General features: G+C 70.2%; 14 protein-coding genes. 3 read left to right on the forward strand and 11 right to left on the reverse strand.

All coding sequences use genetic code 11. The annotated features are described in order from the left end of the window. Positions 1-37: 37 nt before the first annotated feature. Positions 38-1,447, forward strand: coding sequence for an AI-2E family transporter (locus JOC24_RS03625; RefSeq protein WP_205018601.1), 1,410 nt, complete (start codon positions 38-40; stop codon positions 1,445-1,447). Positions 1,448-1,570: 123 nt separating this feature from the next. Here JOC24_RS03625 and JOC24_RS03630 read toward each other — a convergent pair whose 3' ends face one another. The 3 genes from JOC24_RS03630 to JOC24_RS03640 form a co-directional block, all read right to left on the reverse strand. Continuing rightward, positions 1,571-2,107 (reverse strand): alkyl hydroperoxide reductase, encoded by a 537-nt coding sequence (locus tag JOC24_RS03630; protein ID WP_205018602.1) that lies wholly within the window; start codon positions 2,105-2,107, stop codon positions 1,571-1,573. A gap of 12 nt (positions 2,108-2,119) precedes the next feature. Continuing rightward, a complete protein-coding gene (locus JOC24_RS03635; RefSeq protein WP_205018603.1) occupies positions 2,120-2,671 on the reverse strand; it encodes a peroxiredoxin in 552 nt (183 codons plus the stop codon). 343 nt (positions 2,672-3,014) lie between these two features. Further along, positions 3,015-4,541 carry a recombinase family protein gene (locus JOC24_RS03640; protein WP_205018604.1) on the reverse strand — a complete coding sequence of 509 codons (1,527 nt, stop codon included), beginning with the start codon at positions 4,539-4,541 and terminating at the stop codon, positions 3,015-3,017. 83 nt (positions 4,542-4,624) lie between these two features. On the opposite strand from JOC24_RS03640, the gene JOC24_RS03645 reads away from it, so the two are divergent. Further along, positions 4,625-5,623 carry a hydrogen peroxide-inducible genes activator gene (locus JOC24_RS03645; protein WP_239579403.1) on the forward strand — a complete coding sequence of 333 codons (999 nt, stop codon included), beginning with the start codon at positions 4,625-4,627 and terminating at the stop codon, positions 5,621-5,623. Between the two features lie 31 nt (positions 5,624-5,654). On the opposite strand, the gene JOC24_RS03650 is transcribed toward JOC24_RS03645, so the two are convergent. The 5 genes from JOC24_RS03650 to JOC24_RS03670 all read right to left on the reverse strand — a co-directional run bounded on the left by JOC24_RS03650 (position 5,655) and on the right by JOC24_RS03670 (position 10,538). Continuing rightward, complete coding sequence (locus JOC24_RS03650; protein WP_205018606.1) at positions 5,655-7,991, reverse strand: ABC transporter permease; 2,337 nt, start codon at positions 7,989-7,991, stop codon at positions 5,655-5,657. Continuing rightward, the gene (locus JOC24_RS03655) at positions 7,988-8,674 is read right to left on the reverse strand and encodes an ABC transporter ATP-binding protein (protein ID WP_205018607.1); all 687 of its coding nucleotides are present in this window, start codon (positions 8,672-8,674) and stop codon (positions 7,988-7,990) included. The genes JOC24_RS03650 and JOC24_RS03655 overlap by 4 nt, the downstream gene beginning before the upstream one ends. Then, a complete protein-coding gene (locus JOC24_RS03660) occupies positions 8,671-9,195 on the reverse strand; it encodes a PadR family transcriptional regulator (protein WP_205018608.1) in 525 nt (174 codons plus the stop codon). Before JOC24_RS03660 ends, JOC24_RS03655 begins: the two co-directional genes overlap by 4 nt. Before the next feature lie 99 nt (positions 9,196-9,294). Then, on the reverse strand, positions 9,295-9,507 hold the full coding sequence (locus tag JOC24_RS03665) for a type II toxin-antitoxin system antitoxin (RefSeq protein WP_239579696.1): 213 nt from the start codon (positions 9,505-9,507) through the stop codon (positions 9,295-9,297). Between the two features lie 59 nt (positions 9,508-9,566). Then, positions 9,567-10,538 (reverse strand): SPFH domain-containing protein, encoded by a 972-nt coding sequence (locus tag JOC24_RS03670; protein WP_205018610.1) that lies wholly within the window; start codon positions 10,536-10,538, stop codon positions 9,567-9,569. A 222-nt stretch (positions 10,539-10,760) separates the two neighbouring features. On the opposite strand from JOC24_RS03670, the gene JOC24_RS03675 reads away from it, so the two are divergent. Then, positions 10,761-12,989: a transglycosylase domain-containing protein gene (locus tag JOC24_RS03675; protein WP_205018611.1), complete on the forward strand. Its 2,229-nt coding sequence runs from the start codon at positions 10,761-10,763 to the stop codon at positions 12,987-12,989. Positions 12,990-13,053: 64 nt separating this feature from the next. Here the strand turns inward: JOC24_RS03675 and JOC24_RS03680 are convergent, their stop codons facing one another. The 3 genes from JOC24_RS03680 to JOC24_RS03690 form a co-directional block, all read right to left on the reverse strand. After that, positions 13,054-14,970: an ATP-binding SpoIIE family protein phosphatase gene (locus JOC24_RS03680; RefSeq protein WP_205018612.1), complete on the reverse strand. Its 1,917-nt coding sequence runs from the start codon at positions 14,968-14,970 to the stop codon at positions 13,054-13,056. Between the two features lie 381 nt (positions 14,971-15,351). After that, on the reverse strand, positions 15,352-16,077 hold the full coding sequence (locus JOC24_RS03685) for a cytidylyl-2-hydroxypropylphosphonate hydrolase (RefSeq protein ID WP_205018613.1): 726 nt from the start codon (positions 16,075-16,077) through the stop codon (positions 15,352-15,354). Between the two features lie 44 nt (positions 16,078-16,121). Continuing rightward, positions 16,122-17,525 (reverse strand): class II fumarate hydratase, encoded by a 1,404-nt coding sequence (locus JOC24_RS03690; RefSeq protein WP_205018614.1) that lies wholly within the window; start codon positions 17,523-17,525, stop codon positions 16,122-16,124. Between the last annotated feature and the right edge of the window lie 137 nt (positions 17,526-17,662).

Raw genomic sequence — 17,662 nt, forward strand, 5'->3', positions numbered from 1 at the left:
GGGGCGTGCGGGGAGCAGACGGGGGAAAGGGAAAATCATGTCGAAACTTCCGGGGTGGCTCGGTCGGCTCGGAGCCGAAATCACCGAGATCGGGGCGCGCCTGGAAGAACGCCGCGCCGAGGACGAGCGCCGGGCCGACGCGGTCGCGGCGAGCGGCTCCTCGTCGACGCTCTCCACGTCCGTCGCCGATCAGGTGCCGCGCCCGCCCACGTACGCCCCTTCCGTGTCCGCTCCTTCCACGTCCACCCGACCCGAGCCGGTGACCGCGATCCCCTGGGGGATGCGCGTCGCGGCCGAGGCGGGCTGGCGGCTGCTGGTCCTGGCCGGCACCCTCTGGGTGCTGATGCGGGTCATCAGTGCCGTGCAACTGGTCGTCCTCGCCTTCGTCGCCGCCCTCCTGGTGACCGCGATGCTCCAGCCGACCGTCGTACGCCTGAGGCGCTACGGGCTGCCGCGCGGTCTGGCCACCGCGGTCACGGCGGTGCTCGGCTTCGTCGTCATGGGCCTGGTCGGCTGGTTCGTGGTCTGGCAGGTGATGGACAATCTGGACACCCTCTCGGACCGGGTCCGTGACGGCATCGACGAGCTGAAGCGCTGGCTCCTGGACAGCCCGTTCCACGTCACCGAGTCGCAGATCAACGACATCGCGAAGAACCTCAGCGACACCATCGGCACCAACACCGAGGAGATCACCTCCGCCGGGCTCCAGGGCGTCACGGTGATGGTGGAGTTCCTCACCGGGCTCCTGCTCGCGATGTTCTCGACGCTCTTCCTGCTCCACGACGGCAAGCGCATCTGGCAGTGGGTCCTCAAGCTGGTCCCCGCCCAGGCGCGTCCGGGCGTCGCCGGTGCCGGGCCGCGTGCCTGGCGGACGCTGACCGCCTATGTGCGGGGCACGGTGATCGTGGCCCTGATCGACGCGATCTTCATCGGCCTCGGGATCTACTTCCTCGACGTACCGATGGCGGTCCCGCTCGCCGTCTTCATCTTCCTCTTCGCCTTCATCCCGCTGGTCGGCGCCGTGGTCTCCGGGGCGCTCGCCGTCGTCGTCTCGCTCGTCACCCAGGGCGTGTTCACCGCTCTGATGGTGCTGATCGTGGTGCTCGCCGTGCAGCAGATCGAGGGCCACATCCTGCAGCCCTTCATCCTCGGCCGTGCCGTGCGCGTCCACCCGCTGGCCGTGGTGCTCTCGGTCGCAGCGGGCGGGATGATCGCCGGCATCGGCGGTGCGGTGGTGGCCGTACCCCTGGTGGCGGTGACCAACGCGGTGGTCGGCTACCTGCGCTCGTACGGGCAGGACCCGGCCGCGCTCCAGGGGCCCGGACCGCACGGCGCCACGGCGCTCTCGGCCGTACCGCCGAAGGAGCCGCCCGCCCCCGTGGCCGGGGCCGTGGAGGATCGCGGCGGCGAGAGCGCGGACCGGTCGCCGGACGACCGGAAGGAGTAGGGCGCGGAGGTCCGGGCGCCGAGGAGGCGGCCGGACCGTGCCCGCGCCGGACGCGGACACGAAGAAGGGCCCCGTCGACGGTCGGTCGTCGACGGGGCCCTTCCCGTACAAAGGTACTGCCCGTTACAGCCCGGCGAGTACGGCCTCGGATTCGAGGGTCACGCCGACCGCCTGGATCACCGAAGCGATCTTGACTGCTTCCTGGATCGTCTCACGGTCGACGCCGGCCTTGCGCAGCACCTGCTCGTGCGAGTCCAGGCACTGGCCGCAGCCGTTGATGGCGGAGACGGCGAGCGACCACAGCTCGAAGTCGACCTTCTCCACGCCCGGCTTGCCGATGACGTTCATCCGCAGACCCGCACGGAGGTTGCCGTACTCGGGGTCCGACAGCAGGTGCCGGGTGCGGTAGAAGACGTTGTTCATCGCCATGATCGCCGCTGCCGACTTCGCCGCGGTGTACGCCTCGGCGGAGAGGTTGGCCCTGGCCTCCGGCTCCAGCTCGCTCAGCACCTTCGGCGAGCGCGAGGCGATCGCGCAGGCCAGGACGGTGCCCCACAGCTGCTGCTGGGGGAGCTCGCTGTTGCCGATGACCGAACCGAGGTTCAGCTTCAGGTCCTTGGCGAAGTCCGGTATGGAGGACTTCAGTTCGTCGAGTGCCATGTCGGTATCAGCTCACTCGCCGGAGAGGAGGGCGACCGGGTCGAGGGTGTTCTCGCCCTTGGTCCAGTTGCAGGGGCAGAGCTCGTCGGTCTGCAGGGCGTCGAGGACCCGCAGGACCTCCTTGGGGTTACGGCCCACGGAACCGGCGGTCACCATCGTGAACTGGATCTCGTTGTTCTGGTCGACGATGAAGACGGCGCGCTGGGCGAAGCCGTCCTCGCCCTCGATGCCGAGGTCACGCATGAGCTCGTGCTTCGAGTCGGCCAGCATCGGGAAGGGCAGGTCGGTCAGGTCCGGGTGGTCCTTGCGCCAGGCGTGGTGCACGAACTCGGAGTCACCGGAGAAGCCGAGGACCTGCGCGTCACGGTCGGCGAACTCGTCGTTCAGCTTGCCGAAGGCGGCGATCTCGGTGGGGCACACGAAGGTGAAGTCCTTCGGCCACGCGAAGATCACTTTCCAGCCCTCATACGTCTTGTGGGTGATGGTCTCGAACTCCTCACCCTTCTCCAGGGAGACGCAAGCAGTCAGTTCGAACTCGGGGAACTTGTCACCAACGGTGAGCATGATTCGGGGCACTCCTGTGTTGCTTGGGGTTGGACCCGAGAACAGTCCCACATGCCCTATTGATCACGGAAATCGGTCATGTCGAGGGGATTGATAGAAACGGGTGATCAGTGATAGGGGCCAGGGTGCGCGTTGCCGCGGCAGCGTTGAGTCTTGCCCTCTCGAGGACGGGCGCAGGTGCCGTTCGGGCTTGGTGGCGTCGGGCCGCGTCCTCCACGGCCTCTGCATTCCGTATGAGGTTGGTCCCGCTGAAGGATCGCCCCTTTGGGTGCGTGCGGGGCAAGGGGGGCCGACCGTTTCGCACCGCGAGGATGGATGGGGCACCTCGGGACAAAGTGCTCGACTACGAGGGGTGATCGTCTTCGTTCCAGGCGATCTCGATCAGTTCCGGGTCGAACTTCCGGCCACGCCCCGCGGGGTGAACCATCACGGCCCGGATCAACTCTCGGAGCTGTGCCTTCTTCTGCGGGACCGAGTACCCCATCCACTCTTTCAGGAGGGAGGGGGAGGCGTTCCGTCTGCGCACCTTGGTGGCGACCAGTCGGCGTCGCTGCCGATTCAGTTCGTCTCGCTCGCCTTCGAGTTCCTCCAGCAGGTCGAGTGCAGTGCCCATGCCGATGCGCTTCTCCCTGCGCCGGTCGCTGACCTGCTTGATTTCCTGGTCGATCTCGGAGAGTCGGGCGTCATGTTGCGTCTCGTCGACGCTCCTCTGTTCGACGACCATGCCGAGGCTGCGGCGGACTTCCTGGAGAAAAGCCGTCTCGACCAGGTCCTCCATCGGAGGGCCGACTCTGGTGACGCCGCCGCACCCGCCGAGTGTGGTGAGGCAGGCGTACCGGTATCCATAACGCTCGTAGGACGTGGTTCCCTTCGAGTACTGGTTGGACATCAGGGGAAAGCTGCACTTTCCGCACCGGGCAATCCCGGACAGGAGGTATTTGGCCGAGGTGCTGTGTGGTGCTCGTCCCTCCGCCCGGGCCCTCTGCCGCTCCTCGATCGTGGCCACGCAGGCTTGCCACTCTTCGGGGGAGACGATGGCTTCCCAGTCGCCCATGACGGGCCTGCCGTCCTTGCGGATGACGAATTCTGGCATCCACGGCCTCTTGATGTTGCGTCGCTCGGCCTGAGGTAGGTAGGTCCTGTAACCGCAGATGCGGGGGTTCACGAGGCGCGCCTCGACAGTGCTGTGCTGCAGGCTCTGCGTTCCGGGCTTTCTCTTGTTGCGCGTGGGCTCGTATCCGAGGTTGATCCACTGCTTGCGGATCTCGCCGACCGTGAGGCCGTCAGGAATCGCGAGGACTGCTTGCCGAAGCACTTCGGCTTCGGTGTCATGGAGCGTCCGACGATCTTCGGCCCATCCGAAGGGCCGCGGGGCTCCGTGCATGTGTCCACGCTCGGCCAGGCCCTTGTTTCTTCGGGTGACCCGTCGCTTGGTGCTGTACACCTCCATGCCGCCCATGGCGGCCTGAACGGTGAGCATCGACCGGCCCTCCTGTGTGGCCAGGTCGGTACCGCCCACAACGGCCCGCCCCACGTATCTGGGGTTGAGCTGAAAGAGCCGGTTGATGCGGGCCGCATCGTATTCCTGCCGTACCAATCGGTCTGAGTGGTAGAAGAGGACGCCCCGGATCGTTCCGTTCTCCAGGTCGGCCAGCAGCATCTCGAAGTCGTTGCGGATCACGCGTGGGTCGCCCGCCGGGGTGTGGTTGTCGCTGTAACGGCGAGTGATGGTCAGGTTCAGCTCGGCTGCCAACTCGTCCATGTCCTTGAACTGCTCGGCAACCTGGTCGCCGATCTCGCGCCAGCCGGCAGCGTTCGCCCGGAGCGCCTTGTCCTCCGACGCGCGCGCGTACGCGCCCACAGGAAACATGTCAGGTCCCTCCCTGAAAGGTGACTTCAGCGCCCGCCGAGATGGGTCGGCCCTCTAGGCGCGGCGCGTATTGATCGCAGGGAATGGCTACAATCGGTCATGGTGATCGGAGGTGCCTATCAGTGGCGTCTGCAATTCAGGCGAATAAGCTCAAGCAGCCCAGCCTCTCGCAGCTGCGGGCCTTCGCGGCCGTGGCGGAACATCTGCACTTCCGGGACGCAGCGGCAGCAATCGGGATGAGTCAGCCGGCGCTCTCCGGGGCGGTGTCCGCGCTGGAGGTGGCACTGGGTGTCCAGCTCATCGAGCGTACGACGCGCAAGGTTCTGCTCACGCCCGCGGGGGAGCGCCTCGCGGTGCGGAGCCGGGCGGTGCTGGGAGCGCTCGGCGAGTTGATGGAGGAGGCCGAGGCGGTGCGGGCGCCGTTCACCGGGGTGCTCCGGCTCGGCGTGATCCCGACGGTCGCGCCGTATCTGCTGCCGGCCGTGCTCAGGCTGGTCCACGAGCGCTATCCGGATCTGGATCTCCAGGTCCACGAGGAGCAGACCTCCTCGCTGCTGGAGGGGCTGGCGGCGGGACGACTGGACCTGCTGCTGCTCGCCGTGCCGCTCGGGGTCCCCGGTGTCACGGAACTCCCGCTGTTCGACGAGGACTTCGTGCTCGTCATGGAGAAGGAGCACCACCTCGCCGGGCGCACCGGCCTGCCCCGCGAGACGCTGCGCGATCTGCCGCTGCTGCTGCTCGACGAGGGCCACTGCCTGCGCGACCAGGCGCTGGACATCTGCCGGGAGGCCGGGCGGACCCGGGGTACGCCGGTGACGACGACCGCGGCCGGGCTCTCCACCCTCGTACAGCTCGTCGCGGGCGGGCTCGGGGTGACGCTGCTGCCACGGACTGCGGTGACGGTGGAGACCGGGCGGAACGAGGCCCTGTCCACCGGGTACTTCATGGACCCGGCGCCCTCGCGGCGGGTGGCGTTGGCCGTGCGGACAGGCTCGGCGCGGCACGAGGAGTTCGAGGAACTGGCAGCCGCGCTCCGCGGTGCGATGGGGACGCTGCCGGTGAGGGTGCCCGAAGAGGGGTGAACGCGCCCCCGGCGCGCTCACCCCTGCGTCGTCACTCCGTACGCAGACCGTCCGGACGCATCAGGCGCCACAGCAGGGGCAGCGAGAGCAGGGTCACGGCCACGATGAGGGCCCCGCCCGCACCCGCCATCGGCAGGAACAGCCACCACCGGGTCACGGTCTTGGCCAGCATCCAGGTCATGACGGCACCGAGCCCGAGGCCCCCCGCGATCGCGACCAGGAGGCCGACGACGACCGGCACGGCGGTCTGCCAGAGGACCGACCAGCCGAGGGTGACGCGCCTGGTGCCGAAGGCGATCAGGACCGACAGCAGCCGCTTGCGCTCCCGGAGCTGTTCGAGCTGGGAGATCAGCATCGAGGAGGCGATGAGCAGCAGCGTCGCCACCCCGCCGAACCGCAGGCCCGTCTGCACGCTGGCGTACTGGCGGTCGCGCTCCGTCGAGGCCAGGGTGCCGACCCGCATCCCCGGGTCGATCCTCGCCGCCGTGTTCCGTACGTACTCGGAGACGTCCTTCACGCCCTCGTCGACCTTGATCTGTGCGATCGTCTGGGCGCTCGGCAGGGTGCGCGGGTCGATGGCGCCGACGGTCGCCATGATGCCCCAGTGCTCCTCACCGATCGGGTCACGGCTCGTCGTGACCGTCGGCGTGTCCGCGGGCAGGGTCCAGCGCACCGACCCGGTTCCGGGGTCCCGACCGGAGGAGGAGTTGAGCTCCACCTCCTTGCCCTTGCGCGCGGTCTCGTCGACCCAGTCGCTCATCTCCTTGTCGCCCCTGGGGTGGACGACGAAGGCGTCGCCCTCCTTGCAGGAACGGATCTCGGCGAGCTCCTTCAGGGTGGCGCAGTCGCCGACGGTGAGGGAGGTGGTGGGCGTGACCTCGTCCTCCTCGTACGTCCCCGGCCTGGTCACGTACGTCTCGACGGTGCCGATGACGCGTTCCACCCCCTTCGTGGAGCGGAACTCCTCGATGGTCCGGGCGGCCGCGTCGCCGGCGACCTCTTCCGAGAAGGTGTGGAACTGGGCGCGTGAGGGGTCCTGACCCGTCATCGCCTCGAACTCGTCGCCGACGGCCGCGAACAGCATCTGGAGGGCCACCGCGCCGGCGACCGCCACGGTGATGCCGCTGACGGCGCGGGACGCCGCCCCGCTGTTCAGCTGGAGCCGGCGGACCGCCAGCTGCCAGGGCAGCGGACCGCCGCGCAGCCGGCTCACACAGGCCTCGATCAGCCAGGGCAGGAGCAGCGCGAGTCCGAACAGGACGAGTACGGCGCCGGCCGCGATCGGGTACGGGTCGACGGTGGTGTTTTCCTCGACCCGGCCCGTCAGTCCCAGGACGGCCAGGCCCAGGGCCGGTACCAGCAGGCGCCACCAGAGGCGCCGCCTGCGGCTGCCCGCGTTGCGCATGACGCCCAGCGGCTCGACGGCCACCGAGCGCATGGCGACCAGGGTGACGAGTACGGCGGACAGGGGAACCGTCACGGCGACGAGTGCCGCCTGCCAGACGGACGGGGTGAGGTCGGAGGGGAAGGCGCTGTGGTTCCACAGCTCGACGTCGCCGACGAAGCCGCGGCCCACCAGGAAGAACGCCAGCCCGGCCAGAAGTCCCAGCAGCGAGCCGAACAGCGCCTCGCCCGCCGCGATCCGGCGGGTCGTCGGGATGTCGGTACCGACCAGGCGGAGGGCTGCGAGCCTGCGGTCGCGGCGTTCGCCGCCGAACCGCACGGCGGTGGCGACGAAGATCGCGACCGGCGCCAGCAGTACGACGCAGATCAGGATGACCAGGACGACCAGGACGGGTGTGAGCGGATCACCCGGCCTGTCGTCGCCGTAACCGGCCAGCCGGTGCCCGCCTGTGGCGGGGGTCAGCGAGTCGCTGCCCACGTAGAAGTACAGCTCGTTCGGCGAGCGGAGGCCCGTGTCGGCGATCGTCGAGGTGATGCGGTACGGCAACCGCTCCTTGAGGAGGGCGCCTTCGGGAGAGGCCAGCAGCTCGCGGAGGGCGGGCGAGGCCGCCATCTCGCCGGGCGCGGGGAACGACCGCACTCCGGGCGGCACGGCCGGCTGCGAGCCTTCCGCGCGCATCAGGTAGCCCTCGACCGTGCGGCCGCGGTACTCCGTCGCCGCGCTGACCCGCAGGACCGTGCTGTCCGACTTCGGGACCTCGGCGTTGCGCGACGCCGAGACCTCGCCACGGGCCCGGTCACGCGAGGAACGCTCGTCGAGCAGATGCGGCACGGACGCGGCGGCCAGCAGCAGTGCGACGCCCAGTCCCACCCCGACAGCGGTGAGCGCGGTCCGTGCCCAGCCCTCGCGTCCGCCCGCGGCGGCGAAGCGTATGCCGAGGCCGAGGTCACGCAGCCAGGTCATACGACGTACTCCAGATCACGGCAGCGGCCGTCGCGCACGACGATGTCGCGGTCCGAGTACGCGGCGACGCGCGCCTCGTGGGTCACGAGCACGACGGCCGTACCGGCGGTGCGGGCGGACTCCGTGAGCAGTTCCATGACCCGCTCGCCGTTGAGGGAGTCCAGCGCGCCCGTCGGCTCGTCGGCGAAGACCACCTTGGGGGAGGCGACCAGGGCGCGGGCCACGGCCACGCGCTGGACCTGACCGCCGGACACCTGGCCGGGGCGCTGGGCCGCGAGGGTCTCGACCTCCAGGCGCTCCAACCACTCCAGGGCGGTGCGTTCGGCCTCCTTCCGCCTGACGCCGTTGAGGCGGAGTGGCAGGGCGACGTTCTCCACACAGGTCAGCTCGGGGACGAGCTGGCCGAACTGGAAGACGAAACCGAAGTCGCCGCGGCGCAGCGCGCTGCGTTCGGCGTCCGGCATCGCGGACAGCTCGCGGCCGCCGTAGGTCACGGTGCCGGAGTCGGGGGTGACGATCCCGGCGAGGCAGTGCAGCAGGGTCGACTTGCCGGAGCCGGACGGGCCCATGACGGCGACGACCTCGCCGGGGTGGACGGAGAACGAGGCTCCGTCGAGTGCGGGCGTCGAGCCGTACGTCTTGTGGAGGTCGTGGGCGGCGAGCAGGGAGCCTGCGGGGGTCACGGGGCGATCACCTCGGCGAGCCGGCCGAGGCGTGCGGAGGTCAGTTCCAGCCACCGCAGGTCGGCTTCGAGGTGGAAGAGCGCGTGGTCGCAGATCAGCTGGTCGGCGAGATCGCCCTTGCGCTTGCGGTCGGTGAGGATGCGCATCAGGCGCAGGTGCTCGGAGCGCTGGGCGTCCAGCAGGTCGGCGGCGTCGCGGCCGGTGAGCAGGGCCAGGACGACCTTGGTGTACAGGGTCGACTGGAGGTACGGCTCCGGCTTCTCGGGCTGTGCGAGCCAGGCGGCGACGTCGGTGATGCCGGCGTCGGTGATGGCGTACCGCTTGCGTTCGGGGCCGCCGTCCGTCTCGACCCCGTCGACCTCGACGAGTCCGTTCTTCAGCAGGCGGGACATGGTCGCGTAGACCTGGCCGTAGTGCAGGGGGCGATCGTGACCGAACTTCTCGTCGAATGCCCGCTTGAGGTCGTAGCCGTGGCGGGGGCCGGACTCCAGGAGCCCGAGGAGGGTATGACCGATTGACATGCGGCGCACTGTACACGCTGTGTATACCTCGCATGTATACGGGCCCCGGGTGCTGGGACCGCTCATGGGGGGTGGGCCTTCGGGGCCCACCCCCCACGCTCACTCCGCCGGCTCGGGCGGCTCGGGCGGCTCCGGCGGGGCCTTCGGCGGCCGTCCCCGGCGGGGGATCGGGGCCGCGCCGCCCGGGAGGCGGCCCGCCTCCCCCAGGGCCCGCCGCAGCAGGAACTCGATCTGCGCGTTCGCGCTGCGCAGCTCGTCCGAGGCCCACCGGGCCAGCGCGTCGTGCACCGCGGGATCCAGCCGCAGCAGCATCTGCTTGCGTGCGGGGCCGCGCCGGGGTGTCCGGCCGGGGGGAGGGGCCGCGTCGTCGGTCACTGGTAGAGCGTGCCCGTGTTCAGGACCGGCTGCGCGGCACGGTCACCGCACAGAACCACCATCAGGTTGCTGACCATGGCCGCCTTGCGTTCCGAGTCGAGCTCGACGATGTCCTGCTCCGCGATCCGGGTCAGCGCCATCTCGACCATGCCCACCGCGCCCTCGACGATCTGCTGGCGAGCCGCGACGACCGCCCCCGCCTGCTGTCGCTGGAGCATCGCCGAGGCGATCTCGGGCGCGTACGCGAGGTGGCTGAAGCGGGACTCGATGATGCGCACGCCTGCCGCCTGGACCCGTGCGGTGAGCTCGACCGCGAGCTTCTCGGTGATCTCCTCGGCGTTGCCGCGCAGGGAGAGCCCGCCCTCCTCGTGGGCGTCGTAGGGGTACTCGATCGCGATGTGCCGGACGGCCGCCTCGGTCTGGGTGGCGACGAACTCCAGGAAGTCGTCCACCTCGAAGAGTGCCTGCGCGGTGTCCTCGACCTTCCAGACGACGATCGCCGCGAGCTCGATCGGGTTGCCGTAGGCGTCGTTGACCTTCAGGACGGCCGTCTCGTGGTTGCGGACCCGGGTGGAGATCTTGCGGCTGGACGTCAGCGGGTTGATCCAGCGCAGGCCGTCCGCCCGGATCGTGCCGACGTAGCGGCCGAAGAGCTGGATGACCCGTGCCTCGCCCGGAGCGACCATCTTCACACCGCTCATACAGAAGAAGGAGGCGATGGTGAGGAGCAGGCCGAGGACGAAGAGCGGGATGCCCGCGCCGTTGTGGCCGTTGGAGCCGAGGACGCCCCCCACGATGCACAGGGCCACGCCGAGGAAGACCCCGACGACGGTCAGCAGCAGACCGAGCCCGCCGGGGATGGAATGGGCGGTCGTCTCCCTGACCTGGGGTGCGGGCATCTCCGGGGCGTCCGGTGTCAGGTCGGCGCCGGGGCCGGCCGTGGTGGGAAGGTCGTGCGGTGCGGACATGGATCCCCCGTTTCGTGCGGCATAGCGCCGCGCTAGCAATGTGATTACACATTAACGTCTCTCGCAACCTTGTGCATCCCTCATGAGTCGGTTCCTTCGGGACCGGGTGCTGATTCTCACGCCCGGAAAAGACCGGATCGCTTGCCATTTGTCCGTGTGCGCAGTGTTAGCTGGCAGGTCTGACCGGAGTGGTACGAGCCGAAGAACAGGAGCACCACAGCGATGGGTCGAGCGGATGCGCGGCGAGCCCAGGGGCGCGAAGCGCGCCGGGCCGGGAGCGGCGGCATACGCCGGCTCTTCACCTGGCGCAAGATACTGGGCACGTTCTTCGGACTCTGCCTGCTCGGAATGGGCGCCTTCGCGGCCCTCTACGTGTACGTCGACGTGCCCGAGGCCAACGCCCAGGCCCAGAAGCAGAGCAACGTCTACAAGTACAGCGACGGCACGCTCCTGGCCCGGAGCAACTCCGACGTCAACCGGGAGATCGTCGACCTGGGCGTCGTGCCCAAGAGCGTCCAGCACGCCTTCGTCGCCGCCGAGAACAAGTCCTTCTACCGGGACCAGGGCGTCGACCTGAAGGGCACCGCGCGCGGTGTGATCAACACGCTCTCCGGCAAGGGCAAGCAGGGTGGCTCCACGATCACCCAGCAGTACGTGAAGAACTACTACCTCACGCAGGACCAGACGGTCACCCGCAAGCTCAAGGAACTGGTGATCTCGCTCAAGGTCGACCAGCGCACGAAGAAGGACGACATCCTCGCCGGCTACCTCAACACGGTGTACTACGGGCGCGGTGCGAGCGGAATCCAGGCGGCCGCACAGGCCTACTACGGCGTCGACGCCAAGGATCTCGACACCTCCCAGGGCGCCTATCTCGCGGCCCTGCTCCAGGCCCCCAGCCAGTACGACTGGGCGGTCGCCTCGGCGTCCGGCAAGAAGCTGGTCAAGGAACGCTGGGCCTACACGCTGAACAACATGGTCGACGAGGGCTGGCTCGACCGGGCCGAGCGGGACAAGATGACCTTCCCCGTCCCGGACGCGCCCAAGGCCGCCCCGGGCATGGACGGCCAGACCGGCTACCTCGTCGAGGCCGCGAACGACGAGATGGAGCGGCAGGGCATCACCGAGGAGATGCGTGAGACCGGCGGCTGGACGGTCACGCTGAACATCGACAAGAAGCGGCAGAAGCAGCTCGAGAAGTCGGTCGACCGGCAACTGGAGAACCAGCTCGACCGGGAGAAGAGCAAGGTCGACGCGACCGTCCAGGCCGGCGCCACCTCGGTGGATCCGAAGACCGGGAAGGTCGTCGCGCTGTACGGCGGTGTCGGCGCGACCGAGCACTACATATCCAACGCGACCCGCCAGGACTACCAGCCGGCCTCCACCTTCAAGCCGCTGGTCCTCGCCTCCGCGCTGGAGAACGGGGCGAAGACCCAGAACGGCGACCTGATCGGCCTCAACACGGTCTACGACGGCACCAGCAAGCGCCCGGTCGTCGGCAGCGACACCCCGTTCGCCCCGCAGAACGAGGACGACATCAGCTACGACAGCCCGACGGTCCGGACGGCCATGGACAAGTCGATCAACGCGGTCTTCGCGCAGATGGTCGTCGACGTCACTCCGAGCGCCGTGAAGAAGACCGCGCTCGGCCTGGGCGTACCGGACAAGAACTTCCCCGAGCGCCCGGCGATCACGCTCGGCACCATGAACGCCTCGACGTGGGACATGGCCGGGGTGTACGCCACGCTGGACAACCACGGCAAGAAGGTCACCCCGACCATCGTGAAGTCCGCCGTGCACCGCGACCGCACCATGGAACCGGTGGACGGTGTGGGCGGCCAGGTGATCAGCCGGGCGTCCGCCGACACCGTGACGAAGGCACTGACCGAGGTCGTCGACATCGGCTCCGGCCGCGAGGCCAACACCTCCGCCTACGACGCGGCGGGGAAGACGGGTACGTCCGAGAACAACAAGGCGGCCTGGTTCACGGCCTACACCCCGGAACTCACCACGGCGGTTGCCCTCTTCGGCGAGTCCACCCAGGAGGGCGGCGGCCAGGTCAGCCTCACCGGCACGGCCAACTCCGGCCGGGCCAACGGCGGCGGATTCCCCGCGAAGATCTGGGCGGACTACACCCTGGGCGCGCTCGGGGGAGGCTCGGACGCCACCTTCGACCTCCAGGGAGTCGAACGCGGTGAGACGGCCGTGACCGAGACCCCCTCGGCCACTCCGTCCGAGACCGAGGAACCGTCCGAGACGCCGAGCGAGGAGCCGACACCATCCGAGACGCCGAGCGAGACGCCCAGCGAGGAGCCGACACCCTCCGAGACGCCGAGCGAGACGCCCACCTGGACGCCGAGCGGGACGCCCAGCACCACGAAGGACCCCGAGGACGGAGGGGTCGAGCCGCCGGGTGAGCGGCCGGGCTCCGACACCTTGCCGGGACAGTAGCTGCACGTGAGGGGCGGGTGCCGGCCGGCACCCGCCCCTCACGTGTGTGCGTCCGTCGGCACCCTCAGGGGGTGGCCATCTCGAACCAGACCACCTTGCCCGTCGACAGCCGGGTCGCCCCCCACCGCCGGGCCAGCCGGTTGACCAGGAACAGCCCGCGGCCGCCCTCGTCCGTCTCCCGGGCACGCCGCTGCCGGGGCAACTGCGGAGCGTCGTCGCCGACCTCGCAGCGCAGGATGTCCGTGCGCAGCAGCCGCAGCGTCACCGGACGCTCCGCATAGCGCACCGCGTTGGTCACCACCTCGCTGACCAGCAGCTCCACCTCGTCCGAGAGGTCGTCCAGACCCCACCGGCTCAGCGCCCTGCGGGCCAGCCTGCGGGCCCGGCCCGGCGCCGCGTCCTCCGGTTCCAGCGACCAGTACGCGACATCGCTCGGCGCGATCCCGTCGAACCGGGCGGCCAACAGGGCGATGTCGTCGTCCCGGTCGCCCGGACCGAGCATGTCCAGTACGTCGTCGCAGAGCGCTTCCAGCGGCGGCGAATGGTCCGGCCCGGTCAGCTGGGCGGTGGCGGCGAGCCGCTCCCGCAGGATCTCGATGCCCGTCCAGACATCCCGTATCCGGGACTCGACCAGGCCGTCCGTGTACAGCAGCAGCGTGGCCCCGGCCGGAGCGTCCAGCTCGACGGCCTCGAAATCGACCCCGCCGACCCCGATCGGCGCACCCGGCGGGACCCGCAGCACCTCGGCCCGGCCGCCCAGGTGGAGCAGCACGGGCGGCGGGTGGCCCGCGTTGGCGATGGTGATGCGGTGGGCGACGGGGTCGTACACCGCGTACATGCAGGTCGCCATGCGATCGCTGCCGAGCCGCTGGGCCTGCTCGTCCAGGTGGTGCAGGACCTCCTGAGGGGGCAGGTCGAGGCCGGCCAGGGTCTGCGCGGTGGTCCGCAGCTGACCCATGATCGCCGCGGACGTCATGGAGTGGCCCATCACGTCGCCGACGACCAGGGCGACCCTGCTGCCGGGCAGCGGGATCGCGTCGTACCAGTCCCCTCCCACCCGGGCCGTCTCGGCGGCCGGGAGGTAGCGCGACGCAAGGCGCACGCCGGTGGGCTGGGGCAGTGAGTCGGGCAGCATCGTGCGCTGGAGCTCGTCGGCGATGTACGCCTCACGGCCGTACAGCACGGCCTTGTCGATGCCGAGCGCCGTGTGCGTGGCCAGCTGGGCGGCGACCAGGAGATCGTTCGCCTCGAACGGCGGACGCTCCGGGCCGCGCAGGAAGACGGCGGCGCCGATCACCCGGCGGCGGCCGCGCAACGGGGCCAGGATGGCGCGGTGCCCGGTCGGCACCGTCCGGCCGGCCCCCAGCAGCTCGGGCAGGGCGACACGCGCCGCCGCGGAGTCACCGAAGACGGGCCGCACCCCGCGCAGCACCTCGTCGAGCGCCCCGCCCGACTGGATCTCGCACAGGTCGGCGGCGGGCGGCAACCCGGCCTGCGAGTCGGTGACGGTCAGCCGCAGCCGCTCGCCGTCGGGCCCGCTCTCGCTCTCCTCGTCCGCCGTACGCAGCCTGTCGGTGCGCCGCAGCCGCAGCACGAAGGGGTTGACGGGCCGCTCGTCGCCCACCGGAAGCGGGTCGCGGAGGTAGACGAGTATGGCGTCGGAGAAGGTGGGGACACTCGCCCGGCACAGGCCCAGCACGATCTCGTCCAGGTCTATGCCCCGCGCGATCCGGCGGGTGGCCGCACCGACGAAGCGCAGACGGTCCCCCTCGCGGCGGGTGACCGTCTGGGTGTCGGCGACGGGTGCGTCCGCCGCACCCGGTGCGGCGGGGGCCGGGCCCTTGGCGGTGTCCGGCACCGGGGAGGGGCCGGGGATCGCGGCGGCGCCCGGCTGCGCCTCCTGCTGCCGTGGCCGGGCGCGTTCCTGCGGCCGGGCGGCGAGAGGCTGCCGGCCTTCGTGGGAGGTGGGATGCTCCGTCACGCGTGGGATTCCGTCCGTCCGGGCCGGTTGTATGAGGCGATCACCTCGTGGGGCGCCACTGTGCCCCGGCAAGAGCACCGAGAACAACGGCTGTCACCGGATGCCCTGGGAGAAGGGGCCGAAACCGTGCGCCCGCCAACGGGGCCGGTATGGGTCCTTCCGGTGGCTGGGCAGCGGACAGCGAGCACGTCTCCACCCCTCGTAGTGGTTCATGCGTCCGCACGGTTCACCCGGCTTCGTGGACCGTGTGACTCGCGCGATGCGTTCGGTGACTGGTGGTCAGTCCCTGGGCCGTTGACGCCGGTTGTGGCGCACGGGCCCGGCGGACCTGTTCATGGGGGGCGATCCTACGGCCGCCCCCCTTGGGGTGCGTCAAGGGTCTCACGACGGCGTGGGGGCAGGGGTGCGGTCCCAGTCATCGGGCAGCGGCGGGACCTGCCACCGGGGGTCGGGCCGCCAGTGCTCCCAGCCGTCGCTGAACGGCGCGCCCCAGCCCCGGATCACCTCGACGGCCGCCAGACCCGCCTCGCGTACCCGCCGGGCGGTGGCCTCGTCCATCAGTCCGACCCGCTGCGCCTGCGCGAACTCGTCCTCGTCGAGCCACTCCCAGCTGTGGTCGGGACGCACCGAGATGTCGAGGAAGTGGTCCTGCGAATCGACCCCGCCCGACCAGCGTGAGTGGGGCTCCTCCAGGTTGACGTACCAGTTGCGGAAGAGCCAGCCGCGGTCCCAGAACAGCCAGACCGACCAGGGGTCGCCCGGCCGGGCGAGCTTCAGCACACCCGAGCCGAACCACCGGGCGCGCACCGTCGTGCGGGGGCGTGTGTAGCGGGTGGCGAGCGGCTCGGCGTGCACCTGGGTGCCGTCGGCGAGGACCGGCTTCACGCACTCGGTGCCGGACGCCATCCACACCGCCAGCAGTTCCTCGGTGTCCTCGACGACGGTGACCGGCCGGCAGATGTGGACCGAGCGGCCACCGTCACCGCTGCCGCCGGGCGTTCCGTTGTCCCGGTAGCGCCAGAGGATCCGGTCCCCCGGCGACCAGCGCACGCCGTCCCCCGCACCTGCCCCGGTGCCTGCTCCCGTACCCGCTTCCGTGGCTGTCATGGAGAGATCTTAGAGAGGTGCCCGCCGGCATGGTGCGTTACGCGTCAAGGCCGGGTCATACGCAACACGTCGAGGGCCTCGTCGAGCTGTTCCCGTGTCAGGTCGCCGCGTTCGACGTAGCCCCCGGCCAGTACGGTCTCCCGGATCGTGGTGCCCTCGGCCAGGGACTTCTTGGCGACCTTCGCCGCCTCCTCGTAGCCGATGTACTTGTTCAGCGGGGTCACGACCGACGGCGAGGACTCCGCGTACCGCCGTGCCCGCTCCACGTGGGCGGTGATGCCGTCGACCGTCCGGTCGGCGAGCAGCCGGGAGGCGTTGGCGAGCAGCCGCACCGACTCCAGCAGGTTCTTCCCGATCACCGGAAGCATGACGTTCAGCTCGAAGTTGCCGGCCGCTCCGGCGGCGGCGACCGTGGCGTCGTTGCCCGTCACCTGGGCCGCGACCATCAGCACGGCCTCCGGAATGACCGGATTGACCTTCCCCGGCATGATCGACGACCCCGGCTGCAGGTCCGGCAGACTGATTTCGGCCAACCCGGTGCGGGGGCCCGAGGCCATCCAGCGCAGGTCGTTGGAGATCTTGGTGAGCGACACGGCGATCGTGCGGAGCTGGCCCGAGGCCTCCACGAGTCCGTCCCGGGCGCCCTGCGCCTCGAAGTGGTTCCGGGCCTCGGTGAGCGGCAGCCCGGTGGTGCGGGCGACCTCCGCGATCACGGCGGCGGAGAAGCCGGGCGGCGTGTTGATTCCGGTGCCCACCGCCGTTCCCCCGAGGGGGAGTTCGGCGATACGGGGGAGCGAGGAGTGCAGCCGCTCGACGCCGTGGCGGATCTGCGCCGCGTATCCGCCGAACTCCTGGCCCAGGGTGACGGGGGTGGCGTCCATCAGGTGCGTACGCCCCGATTTGACGACCTCCGCGAATTCGGCCGATTTCCGCTCCAGGGAAGCGGTCAGGTGTTCGAGCGCCGGGATCAGGTCGGCGGTGACGGCCGCGGTCGCGGCGATGTGGACGGACGAGGGGAACACGTCGTTCGACGACTGGGAGGCGTTGACGTGGTCGTTGGGGTGGACCTCGCGTCCGAGGCGCTCGGTGGCCAGGGTGGCCACGACCTCGTTGGTGTTCATGTTGGACGACGTGCCGGAGCCCGTCTGGAACACGTCGACGGGGAAGTGCTCGTCCCAGCGCCCCGCCGCCACCTCGGCGGCGGCCTCCTGGATCGCCCCCGCGATGTCCGGATCCAGCACCCCCGACTCGGCGTTGATCCTGGCCGCCGCCGCCTTGATCCGGGCCAGTGCCTCGATGTGGGCCCGCTCCAGCCGCTGCCCGGAGATGGGGAAGTTCTCCACCGCACGCTGCGTCTGGGCCCGCCACTTGGCGTGCGCGGGCACCCTCACCTCACCCATCGAGTCGTGCTCGACGCGGTACGTCGTTCCCTCGGCCGATCCGTCCATGGTGTCAAAACCTCCTGCTGGAGCGAGCACGGTCCGCGCCCGCCGTATTCCCCCGCTACTCCTGCCCCGGACCGCCGGGCGGATCACGCCCGGCCGCGACGTTCACGCGTACACCGGCGGAGCTCATGCCGGAGGGG

The sequence above is a fragment of the Streptomyces sp. HB132 genome (assembly GCF_016909575.1).
Classification (GTDB): Bacteria; Actinomycetota; Actinomycetes; order Streptomycetales; family Streptomycetaceae; genus Streptomyces.

Coding starts and splice junctions, on each gene's coding strand:
- JOC24_RS03685 (WP_205018613.1), bottom strand. CDS start 16,077: ATGACAGCCACGGAAGCGGGTACGGGAGCAGGCACCGGGGCAGGTGCG.
- JOC24_RS03640 (WP_205018604.1), bottom strand. CDS start 4,541: ATGTTTCCTGTGGGCGCGTACGCGCGCGCGTCGGAGGACAAGGCGCTC.
- JOC24_RS03635 (WP_205018603.1), bottom strand. CDS start 2,671: ATGCTCACCGTTGGTGACAAGTTCCCCGAGTTCGAACTGACTGCTTGC.
- JOC24_RS03670 (WP_205018610.1), bottom strand. CDS start 10,538: ATGTCCGCACCGCACGACCTTCCCACCACGGCCGGCCCCGGCGCCGAC.
- JOC24_RS03665 (WP_239579696.1), bottom strand. CDS start 9,507: ATGCTGCTGCGGCTGGATCCCGCGGTGCACGACGCGCTGGCCCGGTGG.
- JOC24_RS03690 (WP_205018614.1), bottom strand. CDS start 17,525: ATGGACGGATCGGCCGAGGGAACGACGTACCGCGTCGAGCACGACTCG.
- JOC24_RS03650 (WP_205018606.1), bottom strand. CDS start 7,991: ATGACCTGGCTGCGTGACCTCGGCCTCGGCATACGCTTCGCCGCCGCG.
- JOC24_RS03625 (WP_205018601.1), top strand. CDS start 38: ATGTCGAAACTTCCGGGGTGGCTCGGTCGGCTCGGAGCCGAAATCACC.
- JOC24_RS03675 (WP_205018611.1), top strand. CDS start 10,761: ATGGGTCGAGCGGATGCGCGGCGAGCCCAGGGGCGCGAAGCGCGCCGG.
- JOC24_RS03660 (WP_205018608.1), bottom strand. CDS start 9,195: ATGTCAATCGGTCATACCCTCCTCGGGCTCCTGGAGTCCGGCCCCCGC.
- JOC24_RS03645 (WP_239579403.1), top strand. CDS start 4,625: ATGGCTACAATCGGTCATGGTGATCGGAGGTGCCTATCAGTGGCGTCT.
- JOC24_RS03630 (WP_205018602.1), bottom strand. CDS start 2,107: ATGGCACTCGACGAACTGAAGTCCTCCATACCGGACTTCGCCAAGGAC.